Genomic DNA, 25599 nt, shown 5'->3' with positions numbered 1-25599 from the left:
GTTTTTATATCGTTCGTTCTGCTAATAGATGCTCTTTGTTTTCCATTCGTGATAAAACCATGACCATAAAGAGTCCTGCGATTGTTAGTGCACCGAAGAATAGATACGTATAATAGATAGAGTATTTATCAAAAATAGCACCGCCAATAAACGTACAAAACCATGAACCTAAACCATTACCTACTGCAGTATACAAAGATACTGCTGTTGCTCTCACTTCACTGGGTGTGTATATCCGTACATACTCCATAGCAGCAGGAATGAACAGTCCTACCGAAAATCCTTGTACGATCGTTGTTGCTAGAACAACCGTAAATGACGGCTCAAAGAAATAAAAGGTCCATCGGATAGCCGAAACCGTCGCAGCAAACATCATGATCGGCATCATTCCCCATTTCTTTATTGTAAGGCCAGCAAATTTCATGAATGGCGCTTCGCTTCCTGCAGCTAATAAAAAGGCTAGACCAACCCCTGCTAACGTTCCGCCAGATTCTTGAATATAAAATCCAAAATAGAAGTTATTTGCAAAAATCGGACCAAAAACCAGGAATGTTGCTGAAAGAAAAACGATGAATGAAGGCATTTTTGCAAGCTGTCTTATTCCCTTACGCAAGTCTGTTTTTAATGATTGATTCTCTTTAGGCATATTGAATACAAATCCTACGCAAAGGATCAATACACCTGAAAAAAGATAAAAAATGACTTGGACACCATGAATTTCAGCAAGTCTTCCTGCAATATAGACCGCTATCGCAAATCCTATGGCACCAAAAAGTCTATAATTTCCATATTGCTTGTTTTCTTTTTGCACATAATTAAGCAATATACTGTCAGAAACCGGTATAAGAGCGCTTTGAATAAAAGAGAACAGAATTAACAAAAGCAAAAGCCACAAATAAGAATTCAGAAGGATAATACTATACCCAATAGTGGCTGTTGCTAGTAAACAAAAACTCAATACGGCCCTAGGTCGTCTGGAGTAATCTGTAATTATACCCCACATAGGCTGGGCAAAAATCATCACTACCGGACTGATTGACATCAAAGTTCCAATCTCTGTTCCAGTGAGACCAACTTCCTCTTTAAAATAAACGCCTAATAATGGGAATAAGCTACCTATACCAAAAAAGCAAAACAAATAAAAACCTTTTAAACTAAAGGAGGTTTGGTCAAATGTTTTCTCCATGATGCTGTCCCTCTTCTCTTTCTTCTCCTTATTTTGCTAGTTCATAAATAGCTTGAGCATATATAGCAGCAGCTCTTAATAAATCGTCCACATACATATACTCATCTTTTTGATGAGCAACATCTTCACGACCCGGGAACAAAGCACCAAACGCAACACCTGTGTGAAGTGAACGAGCATATGTACCTCCGCCAATGGCGATTAATTCTCCGGGCTCGCCTGTTTGATCTTCATACACTTTTTGAAGAGTTTTAATAAGCGGATGATTTTCATCCACATAGTTTGGAGGATTATTCTCGATTACTTTCAGCGACCAGTTATCTTGAGCTGCCCGATCAGTAAGGCTGGTTTCAATCTTCTCGCTCCTATGTGTAACGGGATAGCGGATGTTCATGCCTACCGTGCCGCATTCAGAATCATTATATTTCATAACACCAACATTTACGGTTAAACTGCCGCTAGCTTCATCTTTTGCAGCAATGCCGATTTTCTCACCAGTAAATTCACCGCTAACATCTGAAAGCAGATTTAAAAATGTATGATCAGAACCATTAAAAGAAAGACCATTCAAAAACTCTGCTAACTTCAATCCAGCATTTACACCAACTTCTGGGGTACTTCCATGTGCTGATTTCCCCTCTACTTTTAAGCTAAGCACATTACTTTCTATCGAAGTTTCAAAGCTAAGATCTTTTGTCTCCGAATATTTCTTAAACTTTTCTTCTGCCTCTATTATAGAACTGCCCGTTATTTTCGCAATAGCTCTATCAGGTACCATATTTAAGCGCTGACCTGACTGAAAGGACACGAGATGAAGTCCTTCTTCCGACTCTGCTTTTTGAGCATCTATTTTAAATTCCACATCAAAAATTCCTTTTTCCGCATTTATTATCGGAAAATCTGCATCAGGAGCAAATCCAAAGTCAGGCATTTCTTCGTTTTTGAAATAATGTCTAACACATTCCCAATTGCTTTCCTCATCACAGCCGATTATCATTCGAACTCTTTTTGATAAAGGTAATTTTAATTCCTGAATAATTTTCATCGCATAAAAAGCCGCCATCGTAGGACCCTTATCGTCTATTGCTCCTCTAGCAAAGATTTTACCGTCTTTAATTTCTCCGCCAAATGGCTCAACAGACCAGCCTTCTCCTGCAGGTACGACATCGACATGGCAAAGAATCCCGAGAAGCTCATCACCTTTTCCAATCTCTAAATGACCAGCATAACCATCTGAATTTTTTACTTCCATGCTGCTTTCTTTTCCAAGTTTAAGCATGTACAAGAGTGCTCTTTCAATTTCCGAACCAAAAGGAGCTCCTTCTTTCCTTTCAGCTTCATTCAATATGCTCGGAATTTGCAATAAACCCTTTGTATCTTCCAATAATTCATTTTTTCTTTTCGCTACTTCTTCTGTCCAATTTATGTTTGTCATGATTCAACATCCTTTCTTTCTGTTAAACCTGGGCTAGGAGAGAATCATATACTTCTTTTCTGCAAATGATATACAACCTTGCATCGTCACGAATGGATTCATCTAATTTTTTATTGATGCCAAGATCATTACCGTCTGCAATTAATGTTGCCCCTTCTCTTAAAAGCCCTTCAAATGCGTCTTTGTAAGTTTTCCACTCTTTTCTCTTTCTTACTTCAAACAAATTTTCTCCATGTTTATGAGAGAGCAGCTGAGAATATATATCCGTAATTCCTTTTGAAAATGCTGACCGTACAGCCATTCGAGAAACAGTTTCATGACTGAGTACAAATTCATCTACCTTAGCATGTCTGAAATTCTTAATATGCTCTTCTTTTTTGATTTCAACGGTACTATGGATGTGAGGAGTCAGTCTTTCAACAGAGGTCACGATCAGCAGCGTTTTTCCATCCGTAAGTGCAGCATCTTGGATCGAATCATCTGAAAAAACTAAAACAGATTTGGCTTCTTTAATATTAGCTTGTATTAATACCATTTCTGTAGAAGGATCTCCTTGTATGTAGTGAACATGTTTATGGGTAATCGGTGCTGAAGGCAAATTATCAATGAGAACAATATATAACTCAGGATGTGTTTCAAGTATCTCCGAGATCGCATACCTCGCTTTTTCAGACCATCCTATAATAACAAAATGATTTCTCCCTTTAAAATCCAACCTGCCTTCCTCCCTGCGTTTACGATGTGCACCTAGTGATTCAACTAATTTTCCAATAGCTAATCCCGCAATGCCGATACCGATTAAAAAGATGAAAATAGCATAAATTCTGCCTGTGATAGTGACGGGGTAATAATCACCATAGCCTACAGTTGTTACAGTAGTCATCACATACCATAGAGCATCAAACCATCCTGGAAATGTTTTCGGTTCTAAGAGACGCATAATAATCGATGAAAAAATAACGATAAAAAACGCAAAAGTAAAAATACCAAGCTTGTCTAACACGAATATTTTCCCGAAAACTTTCCGAAGAATAAACACAGCTCCCACCCCATCCTGCATGTTTTCTAAGTTACATTGTAACTCAAATCATCGTTAATTTGTGAAGTTGTTTAGAAAAGATTGGAAATGAAAATAGATTGACTTTTTTCAATTTCCGTGTATAATATAGACGTAAATAGGGGGGTGTGGTTTGTTACCTGTACTGACAATTTTCCTTTCCATAAAGGATAATATGTTCGTTACGTAGGTTTTGCTGCATAGCCCGCACTGGCATACTTTCATTTAGACATAATAGACTGGCTTACGCAGCGAAGAACCAATATGGATCTTCGCTTTTTATTATAAAAAAAGCAATAGTCATAAAATTAAAAAAAGATTGTAATCAAACGTTCATACTTCATTAACTTTTAATTGATATCATATAAATGATAACAACTAAATTTATACAAGGAGTGGTTTTTTGAGTCCTTCAACTGACAGAATGTTGAATCGTGTGAAAGCCCTGTATTTGTTTATACGAAAAAAAGGAACTGTTACAACACGAGAACTAGTTGAAGAATTTGGAACAACACAGCGTACGATACAGAGAGATCTAAATGTACTTTCTTATAACAATTTAGTAACCAGCCCTGCCCGCGGAATGTGGGAAGTCACGAGGAAAAAAGTTAAAGTATCATGATGAAAATAAAATAATTTTAAAAAACCGCTTTTCTACTTTGGAGGTAGAAAAACGGTTTTATTTTTGTTGGAGTTTAAAGTCAATTCAATTTCCATCGTTCAGAATTCGTTTATAATTCTTCAGGACTATTTCTTAATAAAACTTCAGGAGTTTGTTCAATTTTCCACTCTTGAGTTTTCCAGTCCGGACTTCCTATGATCGGCATGAACTTTTCATCCTGCCCTAATAAACTCTTCCAAAAACCTTCAGATAACATAAAACCCATTACTTGCTGAGTATTTGCATCCATAACAAGATCCTTAATCTTACCGATTTTTTCATTGTTTTGATCAATAACCGACCAATTTTTAATTGCCTTAAAAGAATAACATTCTACGGGTTCATTGATTTGGCGTTCATTTCCTTTAAACACGATTTTTTCTTCATTCATATCCACAATTTGATTCCATGGGATGAAAAACGTTTCTTTCGGAGATCGTACTTCAGTTTCTGAAAAGCTTCCCCCGGTTAATGGTGTGTTATGTGAATTGATACCTGAAGTAGCGGCAACTACAGTTTCAATATGATCATCACCGCGGCTAAACTTATGTTCATCATGATCCTCGGAATAAGTAAAATAGCATAACCGATGGTCATACTTGTTAAATAAGATATCGTTTACTATATGATCATTTAACGGAGCAGCATCATGTTCAGCTTTCGTCCCAATCAATTTATTAGCATATACCATCATAGGGATTCATCTCCTTTTTATTGGAAGATACCCCTTATAGATTATTCAAAAACATCTTCTTTTTCACATAATAAATCGAGTTCTTCTTCTGAAAGCTCTCTATACGATCCTAGTGGCAATGATTCGTCTAGTTTCAAATTTCCCATTTGAAGTCTTTGAAGATAGACTACAGTTCGGTCAACTGCATCAAACATTCTTTTTACTTGATGGAACTTACCTTCAGTAATCGTCAATAATATTTCCGATTCCTCACTATTATCTTTAATAATTTCAAGCTTTGCTGGTTTTGTTACATATCCATCTTCTAATTCGATCCCTGCTTTAAATTTATCAAATGCTGAAACTGGTACTGAACCATTTATTTTTGCAAAATAGGTTTTTGGCACATGTTTTTTGGGTGATAGTAACATATGTGAAAGCTGCCCATCATTTGTTAAAACTAAAAGACCTTCTGTATCTTTGTCCAATCTTCCTACCGGAAACGGTTCAAAAGCCAGTAGTTCGAGTTCTAACAAATCAATAACTGTTTTATGACGTGAGTCTTCTGTAGCAGAAATTACACCTTGAGGCTTATTCATCATTAAATAAACAAACTCTCGATAGACTGCTTTTTCGCCATATACTTCAACTTCATCTGCATCTGGGTTTGCTTGTGTCTTCGGATCTTTAACAACATCTCCATTTACTGTAACAGCACCTGATTTGAGGAGCTGTTTCACTTCTTTTCTGCTTCCATAACCTGTATTAGCCAGCCATTTATCGATACGCATTTTTGTTTCCACCTTTATAATCTATTTTTCCTATATTATTGTAAAAAAATTGATTTAATTTGTATAAAACGGGGTAATTTAGTACTATAGGAGGAATTGGAATGAAAAGGAAAATTGGTCTTCTTGCAACTGCACGAAAAAAAGCATTAAAACCTTCGGCAGCGATTGATTTATACATAAGTCCATTATTTATTAAATCGGTTCAATATGCACAAAGCCATTATGATGACTTTTACTTTTATAGTGCTAAAGAAGGTCTTCTTAAAAAAGATCAGCATATCGAACCGTACAATGTTTCCATTAAAAATTTTTCCCCTTCTGAAAAAAGAGAATGGGCAGAGAAAGTAATCCTTGAATTACTAGAGCATGTAAAACCAGAACAATCAATCATATACTTGCATGGCGGCTGGGTTTACCGCGAACATCTTCAACCAAGTTTAGAAAAAGCAGGTTTTCAATATGAAGTGCCTTTAGAAGGCTATAGTATTGGAAATCAGCTGAAGTGGTATGACGAACAAAATAAGTAATTTTTTCAATGGGAAAAGAAGGCTTTTTGAAGGCCTTCTTTTTGTATGAATTATTTTTTTCTCCGTAGAAACGGTATCCGATCTCCCAATATGATGTTTAGTAATCCAGATTGGTAACTCAAAAAGCCATAAACAGCTCCACCCATTACAATACCGGCCGATAATTTGATAATTGCTTGCAGCCTTGTTTCTGAATCACCAAGCAACACCATAATACCTATAACTGCTAAGGCCATGATTGTACAAAATACAGTGATGAGGACGCTTCTTCTATATACCCATTTAAATGAAAATCCACTGTACTTTTTAATAATGTAAAGATTAAACAAAATTGAAATTGTATAACCGATATCAGTTGCTATAACAGAGCCAGTTCCTCCAAATAAGAAAAGCAGCGGTTTATTAAGAAGCAGCTTGGCCAGAAAACCTGCGCTTAAACTAATAAAAGCAAACCTTTGCTGATTCAATCCTTGAAGAATTGCAGCTGTTACAGTAAACATCGCAAACCAAAGTGCAGTTGGCGCATACCATTGAAGGTAAAAACCGCCAGTATCCATAGATGGCATCCCGAAAAGAGCACCATATGCCGGGTAAGCAAGAACGGTAAGTCCAACCGCAGCTGGAGCTGTTAAGAACAGCACCATTTGGAAGGTTTGCGTGATCTGTTTATGCAAGACATCTTTATTGCTTTGGGTAAATGATTTTGTAATAACAGGGATTAACGTTAATGCTAACGCTGTTGCTAGAGAAACTGGAATCATTACGAGCTTATGAGCGATCTGCGTAATGATTGCATAAATAGATTCTGCTTCTGTTTGTGAATAAGAGACCGTTTTAAGCGTATTAACAATGGTAAATTGGTCAACCATTTGATAAAGAGGTATCGCTAGACCTACTGCGACAAACGGAATCGCATATTTGATCGTCTCTTTGTAAATATCGCTTAATGAGATTTCATCGGCTTTCTTGCTTTGGTCGTACATTTTCTGCAAATGAGGCTTCCTCTTCGCCCAGTACCATAATAAAACAATAAAGCCTGCAATGGCTCCTAGTGTTGCAGCAAAGGTAGCGATCGCTACGGCAGTCGTTGTTTTTCCATGCATAATATTCATAATAATGTAACTGCCTACTAGAATAAACACAATACGGACTATCTGCTCTACAACTTGTGAAACAGCAGTAGGTCCCATCGATTGAAAACCTTGGAAATAACCGCGAATAAGACTCATGGACGGTACTATAATTAATGCGGTACTTACCATTCTGATTACTAATGTAATGTCAGTGACAGTGTTCCCTTGCTCGCCATATTTACCGATAATATTATGTGCGAGAACTGGCGCAAGCATATATAAGAGAACGAAGGCAAGGAATCCAGTCAGTGTCATGATCAAAAGACCTGATTTTAATAGCCTTCTCCCTGTTGCATAATCTCCAAGTGCATTATATTTTGAAACAAATTTTGAAACTGCTAGCGGTACCCCCATTGTGGAAATACTAAGTAATATCGTATATGGAATGTAGGCATAACCGTATAATGCCATGCCTTGTTCTCCTACTAGATTGGTAAACGGAATAACAAAGATCAGACCGATAAATTTCGAAAAAAATGTTGCGGCCGATAAGATCAATGTTCCACGAAGTAATCGGGACAAACTGTTCATCTCCTACTTATAATCCTAAAGAAAATACTGTGTAAAACCTTTTAAAAAATTCGTCTGCCGGCAAGCATTTCCGTCAGTCTAGCTGCATCCTGGCAAACGGGTATCTTCTATTAAAGCGTAAAAACATTATTTGTATTGTATCACATTAAAAGCTCTTGTAACGTATTTTACCTGCTTACAAACGAAACGAAAAAGAATTGTAACAAGCTTAGAAATTAATAGCCTTTTTTGGAAACCTATGCTATTGTATGGAAAGATTTTTAAGCGAATGGATAAGAAAGTTGGGATCTGTATGATTTATGATTGCGTTGTCATTGGAGGAGGTCCTTCAGGTTTAATGGCCAGTGTGGGTGCCGCACAAAATAAGGCACGCGTCCTATTAATCGATAAAGGCGATAAGTTGGGCCGCAAACTGGCTATCTCTGGCGGCGGCCGCTGCAATGTGACAAACCGTTTGCCAGTAGAAGAAATCATTAAACACATTCCTGGCAATGGACGATTTTTATACAGTGCTTTTTCTGTATTTAATAATGAAGATATTATCTCATTTTTCGAGAATTTAGGAATCGAGTTAAAAGAAGAAGATCATGGTCGCATGTTTCCTGTATCGAATAAAGCAACAGACGTTGTTGCAGTCCTTTTACAGAAAATTAGACAGCTTGGGGTACAGATTAGAACAAATACCCCTGTTAAAACGATTCATTTTAATGATGAACTTCATGAAATTGTTCTAGAGTCCGGCGAAACAATTCAAACAAAATCAGTTGTAATTGCTGTAGGAGGAAAATCGGTTCCTCACACTGGATCTACAGGCGATGGATATGCTTGGGCGAAAAAAGCCGGCCACACGATAACTGACCTATATCCTACAGAGGTACCTATTACATCAAACGAAACTTTTATAAAACAAAAAACGCTGCAAGGCATCTCATTGCGCAACATTTCTCTTTCTGTTTGGAATCCAAAAGGCAAATTAATAAAAGCACATCAAATGGATATGATTTTTACGCATTTCGGTGTATCCGGACCAGCTGCACTTCGCTGCAGTCAGTACGTTGTTAAAGCATTAAAAAAGTTTAATGTTCCTTCCATTGAAATGCGTATAGATTCTTTCCCAGATGAGCATGAAGAGATATTACTCGCAGCTATACAAAAAAGAATTACAGAAGAACCTAAAAAAGCGATAAAGAACGTTTTAAAAGGTATGCTCCCTGAGAAATATCTGCTGTTCTTAATTGAACAAGCAAATATCGATGGGGATGTGACGGCAGACCAAGTTCCTAAGCAAGCGCTGCGTCTGCTCACTCAGCACATGAAGGGGTTTTCTTTTCAAGTAAGCGGGACTTTATCGATCGAGAAAGCCTTTGTAACAGGTGGCGGCGTATCTGTTAAAGAAATCGCACCTCAAACGATGGCATCCAAGAAACAAGAAGGTTTATTCTTCTGCGGAGAGATACTTGATCTTCATGGCTATACGGGTGGATACAATATTACAGTTGCATTTGTTACCGGGAATATTGCAGGTACAAACGCCGCCTATCATGCACTGCAGTAGTCTATTTTTTATAAACAATCATGGCTGAGAAAGAAAACATCGTTTCATTTTCTTCATGGACACTATCACATACTGCTATTTGGTATTTAATATCTATAAAATTTTCGTTTGGTATTTCATTCAAAAACTCATTGATTGATTCTTCAAGGTCTTCTTCATGATCTTCATCAAATAATTTAACTTGAATCATAAAAGCATCCCCTTTTTACATGGAGTAATGTCCAGCCTTAATGCCCAGACACTCGAGGTCACATTCTCTCCTTCCCTAGACACAAAGAGCGTGTCTTTGGTCAGGAGTTTATGTGCTTGTCGTGTCAAACCGGTCATTAAAGCATTTCACCATAAGAGGATGCTTTTCCTTTGTTTAACTTTGACTAGTTTTGTCTTATACCTTATGCAGACTCAATTGCAGTTTGAATCGGCACTTCACCTTCTATCATTTCAAATACTTTTTTATATACTCTTTCATTTCCGAGGCTCGCTAAAATAGTTCTTGCCACGTCCACTCGAGGGATAGATCCTCTTTCATTTAACTTTTTCTTAGCTTCAATTAATCCCATTCCGTCTTCATCCGTTAAAGCACCTGGGCGAAGAATTGTGTAATTCAATGAACTGTCCATTAAGATTTGATCGGCTTTGCCTTTAGCTTCTAAATAATGACGCAGTCCTTCTGGTCCTTTTTCAGGTGTATCTGCTGCTATAGCACTCACCATAATAAATTGTTTTACATTATGCGCTTCCGCCAGTTTTATTGATTTAACAGCACCTTCATAATCCACTGCATCTGTCTTCTCAGATGGTGTATGACCACCAGACCCAGCTGTAAAAACAACCACATCAATACCACTAAATACATGTTCAAAGTCTTTTTCTAAATCACCTAATACAGCTTCCATATTCGGATGCTGAAAATCCTTTTTCTGCTCTTCTTTTCTAATCATTGCTTTAACAGAATGACCTTGTTCAGCCAGCATGGCACAAGTTATTTTTCCTATATTTCCATTTGCTCCGATTACAAGTACGTTCATTTCTCATTCACTCCTTAAACTGATCTACCTATGTAGTGTTACACGAAAAAGCATTTGTGAAACATAGGGAATGATAGGTTAAGATCCCGTGGGTTACCTTCATTAAGCGTACATATTTTCCGTATGACGCGTCCAGCGAGTATAAATCTCGCTGAACACGCAGAAATAAAAAAAAAAAAACGACCCGGAAAAATCGTTTTCCAAACGATTTCCGTGTCATTTTTAACTGATCACCATATTCTTTTCAAGATGCTTCTCTATTTCATCTGCTTTATGCGGTTTATACAAGTAATAGCCTTGTCCGCATATACATCCATTCTCCAATAAGCTATCTACTTGTTCGACACTTTCAATACCTTCTGCAATAACATGAAAACCTAGGTTTTGTCCCATATCAATTATGGTTTTTACGATGGCACTGCTTTTTGAGTCAGTTAAAATATCATCAATAAACATCTTATCGATTTTCAGCGTATCGACTGGCAGCTTTCTTAAATAAGTTAAGGATGAATAGCCAGTACCAAAATCATCGATGGAGATTTTTATTCCTTTTAATCTTAATCGATGAAGGACTGGCAGTGTTTCTTCCATGCTTTCCATCGTCGTACTTTCTGTAATTTCAAGCTCTAATAAGGCAGCAGGGAAATCAACTTCTTCTAATATCGCTTCGACTCTTTCAATAAATGACTCTTCCAAAAGCTGACGAACTGAGATATTAACTGAAATCACGAGTTCGCTAAACCCTAGTTTGTGCCATTTGATACCTTGAAGACAGGCGTTTTTAAGGACCCATTCTCCGATCGGTAAAATCAAACCGGTTTCTTCGGCAATCGGGATGAATTCAGCTGGAGAAACCATTCCCTCATCTTCCTTATTCCATCTCAGCAGCGTTTCAACACCTATAATTTTCCGACTACAAAGATCAACTTGCGGTTGATATACAAGAAATAATTCATTATTGTTCAAGGCTTTTCTTAATCCATGTTCCAAGTTTAATCTTCTTTCCATCTTTCCATCACGCTGCTCAGTGAAAAATTGATACGTGTTCCGCCCTCGTTCTTTTGCTTGGTAAAGCGCCGAATCCGCTCTTTTTAATAGAGTTTCACTATCAGAGCCGTTAACCGGATAAAGACTTATTCCTATACTAGGTGTAATAAACACTTCTTGTCCGCTTAATAGAAAAGACTTTGTAAAGGATGCAATCAGCTCTTCTGCGATTTTTATCACTTCATTTTTAGATTTGAAATCCATCAGCAGAAGGAACTCATCACCACTTCTTCTAAAGACCTCACCTTTTTCGCCGATAGTGTTTTTAAGCAAACCAGCAACCTGCTGCAGCAGCAAATCACCGAAACTATGTCCAAGTGTGTCATTTAGGACATTAAAACGATCCAAATCTAAATAAAATAAAGCTAGATCATTTTGTATGAGACTCGCATCTTTTATCTTCTCATCAATTCTCTTTTTAAAACCGTTACGATTAGGCAATCCCGTTAATTCATCAAAATAAGCCATATGTTCGATCGTCATTTCAGCACGTTTTCGTTCGGTAATGTCAATTAAAATCGAGTTAAAATCAATCAGTTCCTTTTGTTCATTTAAAAAAGGAATTCCTCGATCATGAATCCATCTGATTTCCCCATCAGGTCTGATGATTCTGTACTCGCTTGTTGCGACGATTCCGTTTTCAATTTCATGTGCCCTTTTAATAACTACCTCAATGTCTTCAGGATGTATGACCTTTTTCCATAAATCAGCGTCATCATAAAAAGCCTTTAATGGATAGCCATACAGTTTTTCAATGCCCGGAGTTATTAGCAGTTTGTTAGTCTGCAAGTTATGAGACCAGATGGCAACATCGATACTGTCAAAAATGTTTTGTAATTTCATGTTACTCGTTTCTAGCAGACTGAATGTTTTTTTATGTTTTTGAATTTCATCTTCCAGATTTACTGAATACACATCTTTACGGTTTAGTATTTTATAAACAAATATTGCTCCTGCAATAGATATGACAATATTGAGCATATAAAACATATAGAATTGGCTGTAGATTAACCCTATTGTACCCGCAATCTGAACGCTGAATAACATTGCAGAGATGCTTATCCATTTCTTCGTATTAGAGTGTCTTACTTCCATGTTGGCCTCCAGGGTTATAAAGGTATATCCTTTTTATCGGTTAACCACTCACATACTTTACTTTTCGTAACAAAAAAATCCCTTCTGCTCATTTAATGAACAGAAGGGATTTTCTTAATCCTGGTTATACTCCAGCATTCCGCCGGACATATTTATCACTTTATACCCTTTATCTTGCAGAAAAAGTGCTACATTCTCACTTCTTCTGCCTGATCGGCAAATGATAATATGTTCTTCATTTTTATCAATCTCATTCAATCGATCTGGAATTTCTCCCATTTTTATATGAGCTGCTTCTGGAATCTTTCCTTCTGCTATTTCCTCATCCTCACGCACATCAATCAATGAAATCTTTTTCCCATCTTTTAAAAGGCTTTTAACTTCAGATGGAGATATTTCTTTTAGTTCATAATCCATGAAATGTACCTCCTTTAGTTGGCTACAATATTTACAAGTTTGCCTGGAACAGTAATTACTTTTCGAATCGTTTTTCCTTCAATGCTTTGTCGAACAATCTCTTCTTTAAGTGCAGCTTGTTCCATTTCCTGACCGCTGATGTTTGCAGGAATTGTCATTTTTGATTTTAATTTACCATTCACTTGAACAACAATTTCAACTTCATTTTCAACTAACTGTGCCTCATCCCAAACTGGCCAAGATTCATAAGCGATACTCGACACTCCGCCTAGTTTCTCCCAAAGTTCTTCACAAATATGCGGAGCAATCGGAGAAAGCATTTTTACAAATCCTTGAATTAGAGTCTTAGGAAGTACTTCTTGTTTATTCGCATCGTTAATAAATACCATAAGCTGCGAGATTGCAGTATTAAATCGCAATGCCTCAAAGTCTTCCGTTACTTTTTTAACCGTAATATGGTATAGACGAGTAAATGCATCTGTGCCCTTTGCATCTTGAATAGCCGGATTCAAGCCATCACCGTTTTCAGCTGCTAACAATCTCCAAACACGGTCAAGAAATCTTCTAGCACCGTCAAGACCAGTTGTACTCCATGCAATAGAAGCATCCAGCGGTCCCATGAACATTTCATATAATCTTAATGTATCCGCACCATGGCTAGCTACAATTTCATCTGGATTAACAACGTTGCCTTTTGATTTACTCATCTTTTCATTGCCTTCACCAAGAATCATCCCTTGGTTGAACAAACGCTGAAACGGTTCTTTTGTCGGAACGACACCTAGATCGTAAAGTACTTTATGCCAGAAACGAGCATAAAGAAGGTGTAGTACTGCATGTTCAGCTCCGCCAATATAGATATCAACAGGAAGCCAGTGATTCAATTTCTCTTTTGAAGCCAGCTCTTCGTTGTTTTTTGGATCAATATATCTTAAGTAGTACCAACAGCTGCCTGCCCATTGAGGCATCGTATTCGTTTCACGGCGGCCCTTTTTACCTGTAATTGGATCAACGACATTTACCCAATCTTCTACATTCGCCAGTGGTGACTCACCTGTCCCTGATGGTTTAATTTCTTTAACAATCGGAAGAACAAGTGGAAGCTCATTTTCTGCAACTGCTGTCATTGTGCCATCTTCCCAATGAATGATCGGAATAGGTTCTCCCCAATAGCGCTGACGGGAGAACAGCCAGTCGCGAAGACGATAAGTGATCTTCTTCTCGCCTTTATTATTCTCAACAAGCCATGCATTCATTTTTTCAATTGCATCTATTTTTGACATTCCATTCAAGAAGTCAGAATTTACATGATCGCCGTCTCCCGTATAAGCCTCCTCAGCAACGTTACCGCCTGAAACAACTTCCACAATCGGAAGTTCGAATTTCACTGCAAACTCGTGATCTCTCTCATCATGTCCAGGAACAGCCATAATGGCTCCTGTTCCATAGCTTGCTAGTACATAATCTGCAATCCAGATCGGCAGTTTAGCACCTGTTACAGGGTGAATCGCATATGCACCTGTAAAGACGCCTGATTTTTCTTTATTCAATTCCGTTCTTTCTAGATCAGACTTTGTTTCGATTTGTTTTTTATAACTTGTTACTGCTTCATTCTGCTCATCAGAAACGATGGCTTCAACAAGCTTATTTTCAGGAGCAAGTACAAGGTACGTCGCTCCAAAAAGTGTATCAGGTCTTGTTGTAAAAACCGTGATTTTATCAGAGTGTCCATCAATATCAAAATGAACTTCTGCACCTTCAGAACGCCCGATCCAATTGCGCTGCATGTCTTTCAGGCTTTCCGGCCAATCCAGTTCATTTAGATCCTCAAGCAAACGATCAGCATAGGCAGTTATTTTAAGCATCCATTGTCTCATAGGCTTACGGACAACAGGATGACCTCCGCGTTCGCTTTTCCCGTCGATTACTTCTTCATTCGCAAGAACTGTACCTAATGCTTCACACCAGTTAACAGGTACTTCATCAACGTAAGCAAGTCCTTTTTTGTACAACTGAATAAAAATCCATTGGGTCCATTTGTAATAATCCGGATCTGTTGTATTCACTTCTCGGTCCCAGTCGTAAGAGAATCCAAGTTCTTTAATCTGTCTCTTAAACGTACTGATATTTTGTTTTGTAAACTCTGCAGGATCATTGCCTGTATCTAATGCGTATTGTTCAGCAGGAAGACCGAATGCGTCCCACCCCATCGGATGAAGGACATTGTAGCCTTGCATCCGTTTCATTCGTGATAGAATATCCGTTGCAGTGTATCCTTCTGGATGGCCGACATGAAGTCCAGCTCCTGATGGGTATGGAAACATATCTAGCGCATAAAATTTTTGTTTGTCGTATTCTTCTTTCGTTTGGAAAGTTTTATTTTCTTCCCAAAAATGCTGCCATTTTTTCTCGATCGTTTTGTGGTTATAATACATAACCGATCCTCCTTCATAGACCTTTAATCAATAAAAAATAAAAAAACCTTTCACCCCTAATAAAAATTAGGGACGAAAGGTTAGATCACAAAATTATGAACCTGCCGCGGTACCACCCTGATTAACGCAAGAAATCACGTTCTCTCAAAACAAACCTTAACGCGGCGGGACGGCAAGAATTACTTTATTCATACTTGCAACTAAAGGGTGAGTTCAAAAAAGTCCGGGTTGACTCGCAGCATCCGCCAACTCTCTAGTGCTCCATTCTTTTTCTACTAATCCCTATCATCGTTATTAACGAATAATAGATGTTAATTTGTATTTTATGAATTCTTTTTGAAAATGTCAAGGCTGTTCCAATAATTATATCCTATTTTTTCCTTTTTTTTAAACTTTTAAATCGATAATGGCTGGGCAGACTCTTTTTGAGCTTTGATTGTTTGACGGTTCTTGCTGTAGACTGTTGTCAATGCAAAGGCGATAACTAGTAATCCAATAGACGTCTTAAACAGGATATCCATGTTAAACAAATCAGTTATCATTCCACCAAACAATGGTCCTATCATTCTGCCTCCTGTTGCTGTACTGTTCACGACCCCTTGATAAAACCCTGCTCTTCCTGCAGGAGCCAGCTCCGATGCAATCGTAGGAACCCCTGGCCAGACAAGCATTTCTCCAATTGTCAATATAATCATTGAAACTAAGAAACCATTGAAGTTATGTGCATTCCCAACAATAACAAATGACACTACAAAAATAACATATCCAACGAGGATTTGAGAGGTTGTCGTTTTCAGCCACTTTTTCAATAACACGTGGATGACCGGCTGCCCAAGTACGATTAACAGTCCGTTTACGGTCCATAACAGACTATACATTTTCAAACTGACTCCTATATTTTGTGTGTACGTTGCGATTGTGGATTGCCACTGAACATAACTGATCCAGGCTAATAAGTAACCTCCGCATAAGATCAGTAATGCAATAAATGCCGGTTTGTTATGAATTCGTCGTTTTTGCGTAAATACAGTTTCAACACCCATTTCTTCATTTGTCCCAAGGTCTTTAAAACCAAAATAAACGATGATTAGAAAAGCAAATGACAAAACAGAACTGCTAATAAATGAGATTGTAAAAGAATAAGACGCAGCAAATCCACCAAGTGCTGCACCTAATGCAACTCCTGCATTTTGTGCAATATAAATACGGTTAAATGCTTTCCTGCCGCCTTCTTTCCACATCGTACCTGCAAGGGCATACATAGATGGAAAAACTATACCCATACCAAGTCCCATAAACACGAGCAAGATGCTGTAAGACCAAAAATCATGAAACCAAATAAGCAGTAAGGATGTGCTGAAAGAAAGGGTGACCCCAAGGAGAATCGTACGGTATCCCCCATATCGGTCAAACAATAAACCGCCTGCAAGATTTCCTATTACCCCAGCTCCAGAATTTAATAAAAGGACGATCCCCGCTATCGTTAAAGACTTACCTAGATGCTCGTGCATAAAAATTGTATTGATCGGCCAAAGAAAGCTTGAACCTGTTACATTAAGTGCCATTCCGATAATAAGCAGCCACACTTTCGCCGGCATATTAACTCCCCCGCTTACGATGATATCTATAATTCCTTCTGTATTTTAGTCCTTTTCCCTTAACTTTACAATCATAATAAACTTTAGTGCTCGATAGCGCGCCAGACTTGAAAATGCTACAATGCTATATGGTGCTCATCGCCGAAAAAAGGAGTGAAACTGATGGCACATTTAACTGATATCCCACCTTACTTCGGGGATAAACGATATTACACATGGAATCAGCATTTAAAAATGCACTTTAGCGAAAAGATTATAAAAGTACCACTAGATGGCGGATTCGATTGCCCGAACCGGGATGGAAAAGCAGCACACGGAGGCTGCACATTTTGCTCCCAAAGCGGATCAGGTGATTTTGCTGGTGATCGTCGCGACGACATCATCACACAGTTTAATACCGTAAAAGAGCGTATGCATTCAAAATGGAAAAAAGGAAAATATCTCGGTTATTTCCAAGCCTTTACGAATACTTATGCACCAGTCGAAAAGTTAAAAGAACTATATGAAACAGTACTTGAACAAGACGGAGTGGTTGGTCTTTCAATCGCAACACGTCCAGACTGCCTGCCTGATGATGTTGTGGAATATTTAGCCGATTTAAATAAACGGACCTATTTATGGGTTGAACTCGGTCTGCAAACTGTACATGAACGGACAGCCTTACTGATCAATCGTGCACATGACTATGAAACTTATGTAGAAGGTGTGAATAAGCTGCGCAAACACAACATTCGAGTGTGCTCACATATCATCAATGGCCTTCCTTTAGAAACACCTGAAATGATGATGGAAACTGCACGGGAAGTTGCAAAACTTGATGTTCAAGGGATCAAGATCCATTTATTGCACCTGTTAAAGAAAACACCAATGGTTAAGCAATACGAACAAGGAATGCTTGAATTTCTTGATTTTGATACGTATGTAAATCTCGTATGTGATCAATTAGAAGTCATCCCGCCGGATATGATGATCCACCGATTAACAGGTGACGGACCACCAGATTTATTGGTCGGTCCAATGTGGAGTTTAAATAAATGGAAAGTATTAAATTCGATCGAGGCAGAACTAAAGAGAAGAGACAGCTTCCAAGGCAAGTTTTATCAACCGTTAAAGGAGCAATCATTATGAAATTAGAAGGCGTCCTCCCTTTTGCCAGAACACTGCTGCAAACTTTTAGCAATGCAGGAGACTTTGTGATCGATGCTACATGCGGCAATGGGCATGATACTTTATTTTTATCAAGGCTGGTTGAAAAAGATGGCCGTGTCTTTGCTTTTGACATTCAGGAAACTGCGATTCAAAAGTCACAACAAAGATTATTGGATAATGAAGCTGATGATAATGTGACTTTTTTTCATTCCTCACACGACAATATGACTAACCTTCTGCCTGACAGTGTTTCTGGAAAAATAACCGCAGCTATTTTTAATCTTGGTTATTTGCCTGGAAGTGATAAAACGATCACAACGACTGGCACATCAACTATTCGTGCAATTGAACAACTGTTCGATTTGCTTAAAACAGGCGGTGTCATCATCCTTGTAATTTATCACGGCCATGAAGAAGGAAAACATGAAAAACATCTTGTGATGAATTATGTTGAAAACTTGGATCAAGCAAAGGCACACGTATTAAAATATGATTTTATCAATCAAAAAAACGATCCGCCATTTGTCGTTGCTATCGAAAAAAGAGGCTGAATTCAACTTAAAAGGTTGGTTCAGCCTCTTTTTATTAAGGATTATAGTTTTTAAATTGTTTTATCAGTAACAAAATTTACAAAAACAACTTTTATTTAAGTAAGTGATGGTTTAAATCTTTGATACAGTTTACGGTTTACGTAAAAAAAGTAACTCGTTGCCCCGCCTACTTTTACGAGCTTTGATGCCATCTGTTTAATGACAGGTGATTCAGACACTTTATTATCAGCTAGATAAATGCCTAAAAGTCCTCTCTGAATAAGACGATGGAATTTTGAATTTGGCAGCATAGCACAGCTTTTTTCCGCCTTCTTCGCAAAATAAATCATACGTTCGAGCATATGCTGTTCATTTTGGTAATACGTACAAAAATTCAAGTCGCCTTCAAGCTTGTCCTCATCTTGGTCAATAAAATAATCAAGTAAAATATGTAAACCTTGTAGCCAAGGAAAGTAGCCCTTTTTAATCTCTGCTGCTGATTCTTTTGTGAAATTCCCTTGAAAAGCATAACTAACTAAACAAAAGATACCCAATGTGGATCCTGCACATGCAGAAAACTCGTACCAAGTAATATCCGGCAAAATAGACTGATACTCCCCAAACCAACTCATTAACCGAGGTTCACGTTCATGTACAACGACATGCTTATGAACTTGAAGATCACAATAAATTTGAGCTAACCCGATCAGCTCCTTCGTAATATCGAGATATGATCTTATCTCAGATAAAACACGTTGACAAGTTAATACAAGACTTGCCAAATATCCGCCATCTTCTTGCTCTTCTCTATAGCGGTAATAATTATTTGGTACAGCTCCCGGTGATAGAGCATGGAACATACTTTCATGAAGGGCTCTAAAATCTTTTTCATTAAGCGACGTGCTGCGGTCGCAAAGGTTATCCAAATAATCACTTATCGTCTGATAAGCAACCACAAATTCAATCGCCTTTTTTTGGTGAGATCCTGCCAGTAAAGTTAAGATGGATCCGCCTTCACAGTGAAACATTTTATCAGAGATACTGTTAAGTGCTTGCTGTCTCAATTCAGGATTGGGGATTAATTTCGCTTTATCACGCCAGTCGTTGAGCAGCTGCCCAACTGTCGGAAAAACATTTTTATATACGGAATACATTAATCCCCAAGGGTGGACCGGAACTTTATTCATGTCAGGGCTCCTTTGTAACGTTCTTTACTTACCTTTTCCTTTATTGATTTCACTATGCAATAACAAAAATCTTTTTACATAATCAAAAACTTGATCGCGTTCTGGCTCATTAAGCACTTCATGGTATAGGGAAGGAAATTCTTTATACCATTTTTCTTCAAGGTTTACACCGTTAAACCATTGTTTTACCGATTCTTTATCCACAATTAAGTCATCGCCAGCTTGTAAAAGCAGCACCGGGATGTTCGGAAAGCTTTTATAGTGATCAAACACATACTTCATTGAGGCTGTTAGCTCTCTGTACCATCTCACTGATACCTTTTTCACAATAAGTTTATCTTCTTTATCACGTACCCGAATCTCTTCATTACGAGTTGCACTTCCTTCAGGTAAACCGGTAGCAAGACGAACTCCTGGGGCCAATTTATTTAATAACAAGGAAAGAACTTCTTTCCCTTTCGAAGTATGATGTGACAACCCGAGACATGGTGAAGACAAAATTAAAGCTTTTATGGAGAGTTTCTTTTCTATTAATGTTCTTATTACGGCCAAACCGCCCATGCTATGACCGAGAATGTATACGGGCAGACCAAACTTATGAGCTTCAGCTACCCAGTTTTCAATCGCGAAAATGTATTCATCGAACGCATCAATGTGCCCTCTGCGTCTTGTTGTTGTTCCTTGCCCAGGGAGATCGCCAGAGACACAATGAAAACCTGCTGCATTAAATTGATTGATAACCCAATCATATCTTCCATGATGTTCATTTGCGCCGTGGACAACCACTACTGTTCCTATGGCTTCCTGGCTTGTTGTCCATTTCCACATATAATCACCCTCTTTTTTAAAAATAGCTATTTTCGTAAACGTTGTTGCCATTGACCCTTGCAATTGGTTGATTTCCGTTCCAGGTGCTCGCTTTCCGCGGGGCAGGCGGTGAGCCACATTCGTAACGTTTCACTTTTAAGTGTCTCACCTGTCTAGCTACAGCGGTTAGCCCCTCGAGGTCAAAAGGTTAATGGTCCTTAAGGCAAAAAGCGCCTTCTTAGCCCCTTTCCCTTTTGCTTGTCGGGGCTGACCAAACCGCTTCCGCTTTTCGGACTGCCCGCCTGTCCCGGCAGGACAAGGAAAGCTCCGGCAGCAAGACATCGCACGAAGAAAATTGAATTTTATTTTCGAGGAGTCTCCCACCTTACACTACAACCAACTATTCAAAGAAGACATTAAAAAAGATTTAATAGCAACAATCTTTTAGAAAAGAGCATTTAAATTTCCATATAAAAAAAACGGAATAATTTGCTACACTATAGTTAACTAAAAGATAACAGGAAGTGAAACTATGATTTATCCTTATCAAGATAAAAAACCGAAAATTTCTGAAACTGCTTTTATTGCAGATTATGTAACGATAACCGGTGATGTTCAAATCGGTGAGTGCTCCTCGATTTGGTTCAACACATCGATTCGGGGAGATGTTTCCCCAACAATCATAGGAAAGTATGTTAACGTGCAAGATAATTCTGTTTTACATCAAAGCCCTAACAGGACCCTTCATATTAAAGATGGTGTAACAATTGGTCATAGTGTCATCCTTCACAGCTGTACGATTGAAGAGAACGCACTGATCGGAATGGGTTCTTTAGTACTTGATGGTGCACAAATCGGCAAAGGTGCTTTTATAGGGGCTGGCAGTCTTGTTCCTCCTGGAAAAGTCATCCCGCCAAACACATTAGCATTCGGAAGACCAGCAAAAGTAGTTCGTGAATTAAATGATGATGATATTAAAGATATGGATCGTATTCGCCGTGAATATTACGAAAAAGGGCAATACTATAAGTCTCTTCAACCTAAGCGTTGAATTCAATTAGATTACCGTCAGGGTCACTTACATAAACTTGATGCCAATCTGTCTTGTTTATTTCTTTATTGAGGTAAGGAATTTTATGATGGTCAAGAATTTGCAATAATTTCTCCATATCTTTTACTCGGACAGCAAAATGCCCGTCCCTGCTATCAATTTGAGTTGTGTTCCTTCGAGCTTTCCCATCAGGATATTGAATCAAATGCAATTGAGTATTCCCAATATCATACCAAACGCCCGGAAAATCAAACTGAGGGCGTTTTTTATTTTGTTTAAATCCTAAAATACCCTCGTAAAAATATAAAGATTCCTTCAAATTTGTCACTAAAACGGAGACATGATGGATCCCTTCATACATAAGTCGTTCACCTCATTTTTTTAGAATGATTTGCCCATTATTTTACCATAGTCAATAAGAAATTGAGATGATTAAGTCATGATAACCTGTTCATTAGGAATAGAATGGTTTAGAGACTCTTTTGAAAGGTGGTTTTATTTTGATGAATCGGAATTCTAGCACAAAATCATACGTCCCATACCACAGCCCTTTCGATCCTTGCCCACCGATTGGAGAAAAATTTTACTCAACTCCTCCTAATTTATATATGGGATTCCAACCTTATGACCTGCCGCAGTTTTCTCCAAAAGAAGCTTTAAAGAAAGGCACTCTCTGGCCTGCATTTTATGATTATTACGAAAATCCTTATGCAAGAAGGAGGTAATAACTTTGCAGCAAACATTGCCTGAAGAGTTTTATCAGTGGATGGAAGAACTTCAAGCGGTTGACTTCGTTCTTGTAGAACTAACCTTGTATTTAGACACACATCCTCAAGATTCAAATGCAGTACAACAATTTAACCAATATGCCCAGCAAAGAAAAAAGATAAAACGAGCAATCGAATCCAAATATGGTCCACTTCAGCAATACGGAAACAGCTATTCTGGAATGCCTTGGAACTGGAACAGCGGACCATGGCCTTGGCAGATATAAAATAGGAGGTATTCATAGATGTGGATCTACGAAAAAAAGCTTCAGTATCCAGTAAAAGTATCTACATGCAATCCTACACTTGCCAAATATTTAATTGAACAATATGGAGGTGCTGATGGAGAATTGGCGGCAGCGTTAAGATACTTAAATCAAAGGTACTCCATTCCCGACAAAGTAATCGGACTGCTGACGGATATTGGTACAGAAGAATTTGCACATCTTGAGATGATAGCTACAATGATTTATAAGCTGACAAAGGATGCTACTCCGGAACAGTTAAAGAATGCCGGAATTGATGCCCATTACGCCAATCACGATAGCGCTATTTTTTATCATAATGCAGCAGGTGTTCCGTTTACTGCGAGTTACATAGCAGCAAAAGGAGATCCAATCGCTGATTTGTATGAAGACATAGCTGCTGAAGAAAAGGCACGTGCAACCTATCAATGGATTATCAACCTGTCAGATGATACTGATTTAAATGATTCACTCCGTTTTTTAAGAGAAAGGGAAATTATTCACTCTCAGCGTTTTAGGGAAGCGGTAGAAATTTTAAAAGAAGAAAGAGACCGAAAAATTTTCTTTTAAAGGAAGTTACTATGAAGGCAGTATTTCAATTTTTTATAAATATTTACAATCCATTAATCTCCTCCTAACATTTAGCAACTATGATTATAGTAGCTACAATGAATAGGAGGGATTTTTAGTATGATAAAAGTTATGGGTTGGCTTTATGAAAAAGAATGCACAATTTTCCGTCAAATAAATGGTAGATCACACAACTACTCGTTAGACCGATTTTTTCATGTATGGACACATCTAGGCGGTGCGGCTTTTACCATTTCGACTACTCTTTTTCTTTTAATCGTTCTTCCTGATCCATTAAAATCTTGGGGATTCGTTTGTTTACTTTCATTAATCCTCAGTCACATACCTGTATCGATCGTCAAAAAAATATATCCGCGCAAACGGCCTTACTTATCGCTCCCAGATACAATCACTGGAGATAATCCATTAAAAGATCACTCGTTTCCTTCAGGTCACACTACTGCCATCTTCTCTATAGTGACGCCTTTAATCGTATTAGACCCTTTTATCGGCGTGTTTTTATTAGTTGGAGCTCTATTAGTAGCAATATCCCGTATGTATTTGGGATTGCATTATCCTACTGATGTCATTGCAGGTATGATTTTAGGGATAAGTTCAAGTTTTCTTTCCTTTTTCTTAGTAAATGAAGTTATACTGCCTTATTTTAATTAAAAAATGGATTATCCGCTTTTAATGAAGGATTGAAATTTAATAATTCCACTGTTAATCCGAATATTTCCACGTAATTTTGATTAATTCCACATTAAGTGCCAATAAATCCACATTTGGTCAAAATAAACTAAAAAAGCAGACACTCAGTTTGAGGTCTGCTTTTTGTATTATTAGATATTCGCTTGATTTTTAAGTTCTTCTGCTTTATCAGTTTGCTCCCAAGGAAGCGCGATGTCAGTACGTCCGAAGTGACCGTAAGCAGCTGTTTGCTTGTAGATTGGACGGCGAAGATCAAGCATTTTAATGATTCCTGCTGGACGAAGGTCAAAGTTGTTACGAACAAGCTCAACAAGAACTTCTTCAGATACTTTACCTGTTTCAAAAGTGTTAACAGCGATCGATACAGGTTGTGCAACACCGATTGCATAAGCAAGCTGAACTTCAACTTTGTCTGCCAGACCTGAAGCTACGATGTTTTTTGCAACGTAACGTGCAGCATAAGCAGCAGAGCGGTCAACTTTTGTAGCATCCTTACCAGAGAATGCACCGCCACCGTGACGAGCGTAGCCTCCGTAAGTATCAACGATGATTTTACGTCCTGTAAGACCAGCATCACCTTGTGGTCCGCCGATTACGAAACGGCCAGTCGGATTGATGAAATACTTCGTGTTCTCATCAATTAATTCAGCTGGAACTACTGGTAAAATAACTTTTTCTTTAACATCTTTTTGGATTTCTTCCAGTGTGTTTTCAGGATGGTGCTGAGTTGAAATAACGATTGTATCAATACGAACCGGTTTGTCGTTTTCATCGTATTCAACCGTTACTTGTGTTTTACCATCAGGACGTAAGTAAGGAATTTCTTCACTCTTACGTACTTCAGTTAAACGGCGAGAAAGCTTGTGCGCTAATGAGATTGGAAGAGGCATAAGCTCTTCAGTCTCGTTACAAGCAAAGCCGAACATTAACCCTTGGTCACCAGCACCAATTGCTTCGATCTCAGCATCTGTCATTGAACCTTCGCGTGCTTCAAGTGCTTGGTCTACACCCATAGCGATATCAGCAGATTGCTCATCGATAGACGTTAGAACTGCACATGTTTCAGAGTCAAAGCCGTATTTCGCACGATCATAACCGATTTCTTTAATCGTTTCACGTACGACTTTCGGAATGTCAACATATGTTGAAGTTGTGATTTCACCAGCAACAAGCACTAGACCTGTTGTAACTGAAGTTTCACAAGCTACACGAGCATTTGGATCATTTGCTAGGATTTCATCTAAGATGGCATCTGAAATTTGGTCACAAATTTTATCTGGATGCCCTTCTGTTACGGATTCAGATGTAAATAAACGACGACTTACTTTTTTGGACAATTGAATATCCTCCCTTTATCTACTTTCAATGATACGGTACTTTATTCTTATCTATTTGCATATTTTATGTTCTTCG

The 25599-nt window shown here is 38.1% G+C and carries 26 protein-coding genes and 1 other annotated feature; of the genes, 10 read left to right on the top strand and 16 right to left on the bottom strand.

The window, feature by feature from the left end; translation table 11 throughout:
- Nucleotides 1–4 precede the first annotated feature (4 nt).
- From RGB74_RS05305 to RGB74_RS05295, 3 genes are read right to left on the bottom strand one after another with little or no spacing between them, the layout of a single operon-like run.
- Nucleotides 5–1186: an MFS transporter gene (locus RGB74_RS05305; RefSeq protein ID WP_310761956.1), complete on the bottom strand. Its 1182-nt coding sequence runs from the start codon at nucleotides 1184–1186 to the stop codon at nucleotides 5–7.
- Between the two features lie 28 nt (nucleotides 1187–1214).
- Nucleotides 1215–2621, bottom strand: coding sequence for a dipeptidase PepV (pepV, locus tag RGB74_RS05300; RefSeq protein ID WP_310761955.1), 1407 nt, complete (start codon nucleotides 2619–2621; stop codon nucleotides 1215–1217).
- A 22-nt stretch (nucleotides 2622–2643) separates the two neighbouring features.
- Complete coding sequence (locus RGB74_RS05295) at nucleotides 2644–3660, bottom strand: potassium channel family protein (RefSeq protein ID WP_310761954.1); 1017 nt, start codon at nucleotides 3658–3660, stop codon at nucleotides 2644–2646.
- A 421-nt stretch (nucleotides 3661–4081) separates the two neighbouring features.
- Between RGB74_RS05295 and RGB74_RS05290 the strand changes: the two genes are divergently transcribed.
- Entirely contained in the window at nucleotides 4082–4300 is a 219-nt protein-coding gene (locus RGB74_RS05290) for a DeoR family transcriptional regulator (RefSeq protein WP_310761953.1), read from the top strand.
- A 109-nt stretch (nucleotides 4301–4409) separates the two neighbouring features.
- On the opposite strand, the gene RGB74_RS05285 is transcribed toward RGB74_RS05290, so the two are convergent.
- Together RGB74_RS05285 and RGB74_RS05280 are read right to left on the bottom strand one after the other, a co-directional pair.
- Entirely contained in the window at nucleotides 4410–5033 is a 624-nt protein-coding gene (locus tag RGB74_RS05285) for a PRC-barrel domain-containing protein (protein ID WP_310761952.1), read from the bottom strand.
- Between the two features lie 41 nt (nucleotides 5034–5074).
- Nucleotides 5075–5803, bottom strand: coding sequence for a pseudouridine synthase (locus RGB74_RS05280; RefSeq protein ID WP_310761951.1), 729 nt, complete (start codon nucleotides 5801–5803; stop codon nucleotides 5075–5077).
- 101 nt (nucleotides 5804–5904) lie between these two features.
- Here RGB74_RS05280 and RGB74_RS05275 point away from each other — a divergent pair, with 101 nt between their 5' ends.
- On the top strand, nucleotides 5905–6330 hold the full coding sequence (locus RGB74_RS05275; protein ID WP_310761950.1) for a DUF6884 domain-containing protein: 426 nt from the start codon (nucleotides 5905–5907) through the stop codon (nucleotides 6328–6330).
- A 50-nt stretch (nucleotides 6331–6380) separates the two neighbouring features.
- On the opposite strand, the gene RGB74_RS05270 is transcribed toward RGB74_RS05275, so the two are convergent.
- The gene (locus RGB74_RS05270) at nucleotides 6381–7985 is read right to left on the bottom strand and encodes a putative polysaccharide biosynthesis protein (protein ID WP_396136017.1); all 1605 of its coding nucleotides are present in this window, start codon (nucleotides 7983–7985) and stop codon (nucleotides 6381–6383) included.
- 301 nt (nucleotides 7986–8286) lie between these two features.
- On the opposite strand from RGB74_RS05270, the gene RGB74_RS05265 reads away from it, so the two are divergent.
- Complete coding sequence (locus RGB74_RS05265) at nucleotides 8287–9549, top strand: BaiN/RdsA family NAD(P)/FAD-dependent oxidoreductase (protein ID WP_310762799.1); 1263 nt, start codon at nucleotides 8287–8289, stop codon at nucleotides 9547–9549.
- A 1-nt stretch (nucleotide 9550) separates the two neighbouring features.
- Here RGB74_RS05265 and RGB74_RS05260 read toward each other — a convergent pair whose 3' ends face one another.
- The 6 genes from RGB74_RS05260 to RGB74_RS05235 all read right to left on the bottom strand — a co-directional run bounded on the left by RGB74_RS05260 (nucleotide 9551) and on the right by RGB74_RS05235 (nucleotide 17169).
- Nucleotides 9551–9739 (bottom strand): sporulation protein Cse60, encoded by a 189-nt coding sequence (locus RGB74_RS05260; protein ID WP_310761948.1) that lies wholly within the window; start codon nucleotides 9737–9739, stop codon nucleotides 9551–9553.
- 202 nt (nucleotides 9740–9941) lie between these two features.
- Nucleotides 9942–10577 carry an SDR family oxidoreductase gene (locus tag RGB74_RS05255; protein WP_310761947.1) on the bottom strand — a complete coding sequence of 212 codons (636 nt, stop codon included), beginning with the start codon at nucleotides 10575–10577 and terminating at the stop codon, nucleotides 9942–9944.
- Between the two features lie 222 nt (nucleotides 10578–10799).
- Nucleotides 10800–12719, bottom strand: coding sequence for a putative bifunctional diguanylate cyclase/phosphodiesterase (locus RGB74_RS05250; protein WP_310761946.1), 1920 nt, complete (start codon nucleotides 12717–12719; stop codon nucleotides 10800–10802).
- Between the two features lie 114 nt (nucleotides 12720–12833).
- Entirely contained in the window at nucleotides 12834–13136 is a 303-nt protein-coding gene (locus tag RGB74_RS05245) for a rhodanese-like domain-containing protein (protein WP_310761945.1), read from the bottom strand.
- Nucleotides 13137–13150: 14 nt separating this feature from the next.
- Complete coding sequence (gene leuS / locus RGB74_RS05240; RefSeq protein WP_310761944.1) at nucleotides 13151–15571, bottom strand: leucine--tRNA ligase; 2421 nt, start codon at nucleotides 15569–15571, stop codon at nucleotides 13151–13153.
- A gap of 65 nt (nucleotides 15572–15636) precedes the next feature.
- Nucleotides 15637–15869: a binding site (T-box leader), on the bottom strand.
- A gap of 97 nt (nucleotides 15870–15966) precedes the next feature.
- Nucleotides 15967–17169, bottom strand: coding sequence for an MDR family MFS transporter (locus RGB74_RS05235; protein WP_310761943.1), 1203 nt, complete (start codon nucleotides 17167–17169; stop codon nucleotides 15967–15969).
- A 162-nt stretch (nucleotides 17170–17331) separates the two neighbouring features.
- On the opposite strand from RGB74_RS05235, the gene RGB74_RS05230 reads away from it, so the two are divergent.
- Both RGB74_RS05230 and RGB74_RS05225 read left to right on the top strand, forming a co-directional pair.
- Nucleotides 17332–18297 carry a tRNA modification radical SAM protein MnmL/YtqA gene (locus tag RGB74_RS05230; protein WP_310761942.1) on the top strand — a complete coding sequence of 322 codons (966 nt, stop codon included), beginning with the start codon at nucleotides 17332–17334 and terminating at the stop codon, nucleotides 18295–18297.
- A complete protein-coding gene (locus tag RGB74_RS05225) occupies nucleotides 18294–18869 on the top strand; it encodes a tRNA 5-(aminomethyl)-2-thiouridylate-methyltransferase MnmM (RefSeq protein ID WP_310761941.1) in 576 nt (191 codons plus the stop codon). The genes RGB74_RS05230 and RGB74_RS05225 overlap by 4 nt, the downstream gene beginning before the upstream one ends.
- Before the next feature lie 95 nt (nucleotides 18870–18964).
- Here RGB74_RS05225 and RGB74_RS05220 read toward each other — a convergent pair whose 3' ends face one another.
- Nucleotides 18965–20035 carry a tetraprenyl-beta-curcumene synthase family protein gene (locus RGB74_RS05220; protein WP_310761940.1) on the bottom strand — a complete coding sequence of 357 codons (1071 nt, stop codon included), beginning with the start codon at nucleotides 20033–20035 and terminating at the stop codon, nucleotides 18965–18967.
- A gap of 24 nt (nucleotides 20036–20059) precedes the next feature.
- Nucleotides 20060–20863, bottom strand: a complete 804-nt coding sequence (locus RGB74_RS05215) for an alpha/beta hydrolase (RefSeq protein ID WP_310761939.1) — start codon at nucleotides 20861–20863, stop codon at nucleotides 20060–20062.
- 511 nt (nucleotides 20864–21374) lie between these two features.
- On the opposite strand from RGB74_RS05215, the gene RGB74_RS05210 reads away from it, so the two are divergent.
- Nucleotides 21375–21893: a gamma carbonic anhydrase gene (locus RGB74_RS05210; protein ID WP_310761938.1), complete on the top strand. Its 519-nt coding sequence runs from the start codon at nucleotides 21375–21377 to the stop codon at nucleotides 21891–21893.
- Here the strand turns inward: RGB74_RS05210 and RGB74_RS05205 are convergent.
- Nucleotides 21883–22254, bottom strand: coding sequence for a VOC family protein (locus tag RGB74_RS05205; protein ID WP_310761937.1), 372 nt, complete (start codon nucleotides 22252–22254; stop codon nucleotides 21883–21885). The two genes, RGB74_RS05210 and RGB74_RS05205, sit on opposite strands and share 11 nt — an antisense overlap.
- A gap of 142 nt (nucleotides 22255–22396) precedes the next feature.
- Between RGB74_RS05205 and RGB74_RS05200 the strand changes: the two genes are divergently transcribed.
- From RGB74_RS05200 to RGB74_RS05185, 4 genes are all read left to right on the top strand, one after another.
- On the top strand, nucleotides 22397–22618 hold the full coding sequence (locus RGB74_RS05200; RefSeq protein ID WP_310761936.1) for a spore coat associated protein CotJA: 222 nt from the start codon (nucleotides 22397–22399) through the stop codon (nucleotides 22616–22618).
- A gap of 41 nt (nucleotides 22619–22659) precedes the next feature.
- On the top strand, nucleotides 22660–22887 hold the full coding sequence (locus tag RGB74_RS05195) for a spore coat protein CotJB (RefSeq protein ID WP_310762798.1): 228 nt from the start codon (nucleotides 22660–22662) through the stop codon (nucleotides 22885–22887).
- Between the two features lie 18 nt (nucleotides 22888–22905).
- A complete protein-coding gene (locus RGB74_RS05190; protein WP_310260536.1) occupies nucleotides 22906–23475 on the top strand; it encodes a manganese catalase family protein in 570 nt (189 codons plus the stop codon).
- Between the two features lie 120 nt (nucleotides 23476–23595).
- Complete coding sequence (locus RGB74_RS05185; protein WP_310761935.1) at nucleotides 23596–24147, top strand: phosphatase PAP2 family protein; 552 nt, start codon at nucleotides 23596–23598, stop codon at nucleotides 24145–24147.
- A gap of 170 nt (nucleotides 24148–24317) precedes the next feature.
- On the opposite strand, the gene metK is transcribed toward RGB74_RS05185, so the two are convergent.
- Nucleotides 24318–25523 carry a methionine adenosyltransferase gene (metK, locus tag RGB74_RS05180; RefSeq protein ID WP_310761934.1) on the bottom strand — a complete coding sequence of 402 codons (1206 nt, stop codon included), beginning with the start codon at nucleotides 25521–25523 and terminating at the stop codon, nucleotides 24318–24320.
- Between the last annotated feature and the right edge of the window lie 76 nt (nucleotides 25524–25599).

This window comes from Bacillus sp. NEB1478 (assembly GCF_031582965.1).
Classification (GTDB): domain Bacteria; phylum Bacillota; class Bacilli; order Bacillales; family Fictibacillaceae; genus Fictibacillus.
Note: the sequence above shows the minus strand (reverse complement) of the source record. Positions and strands in the feature narration are given on the sequence as shown.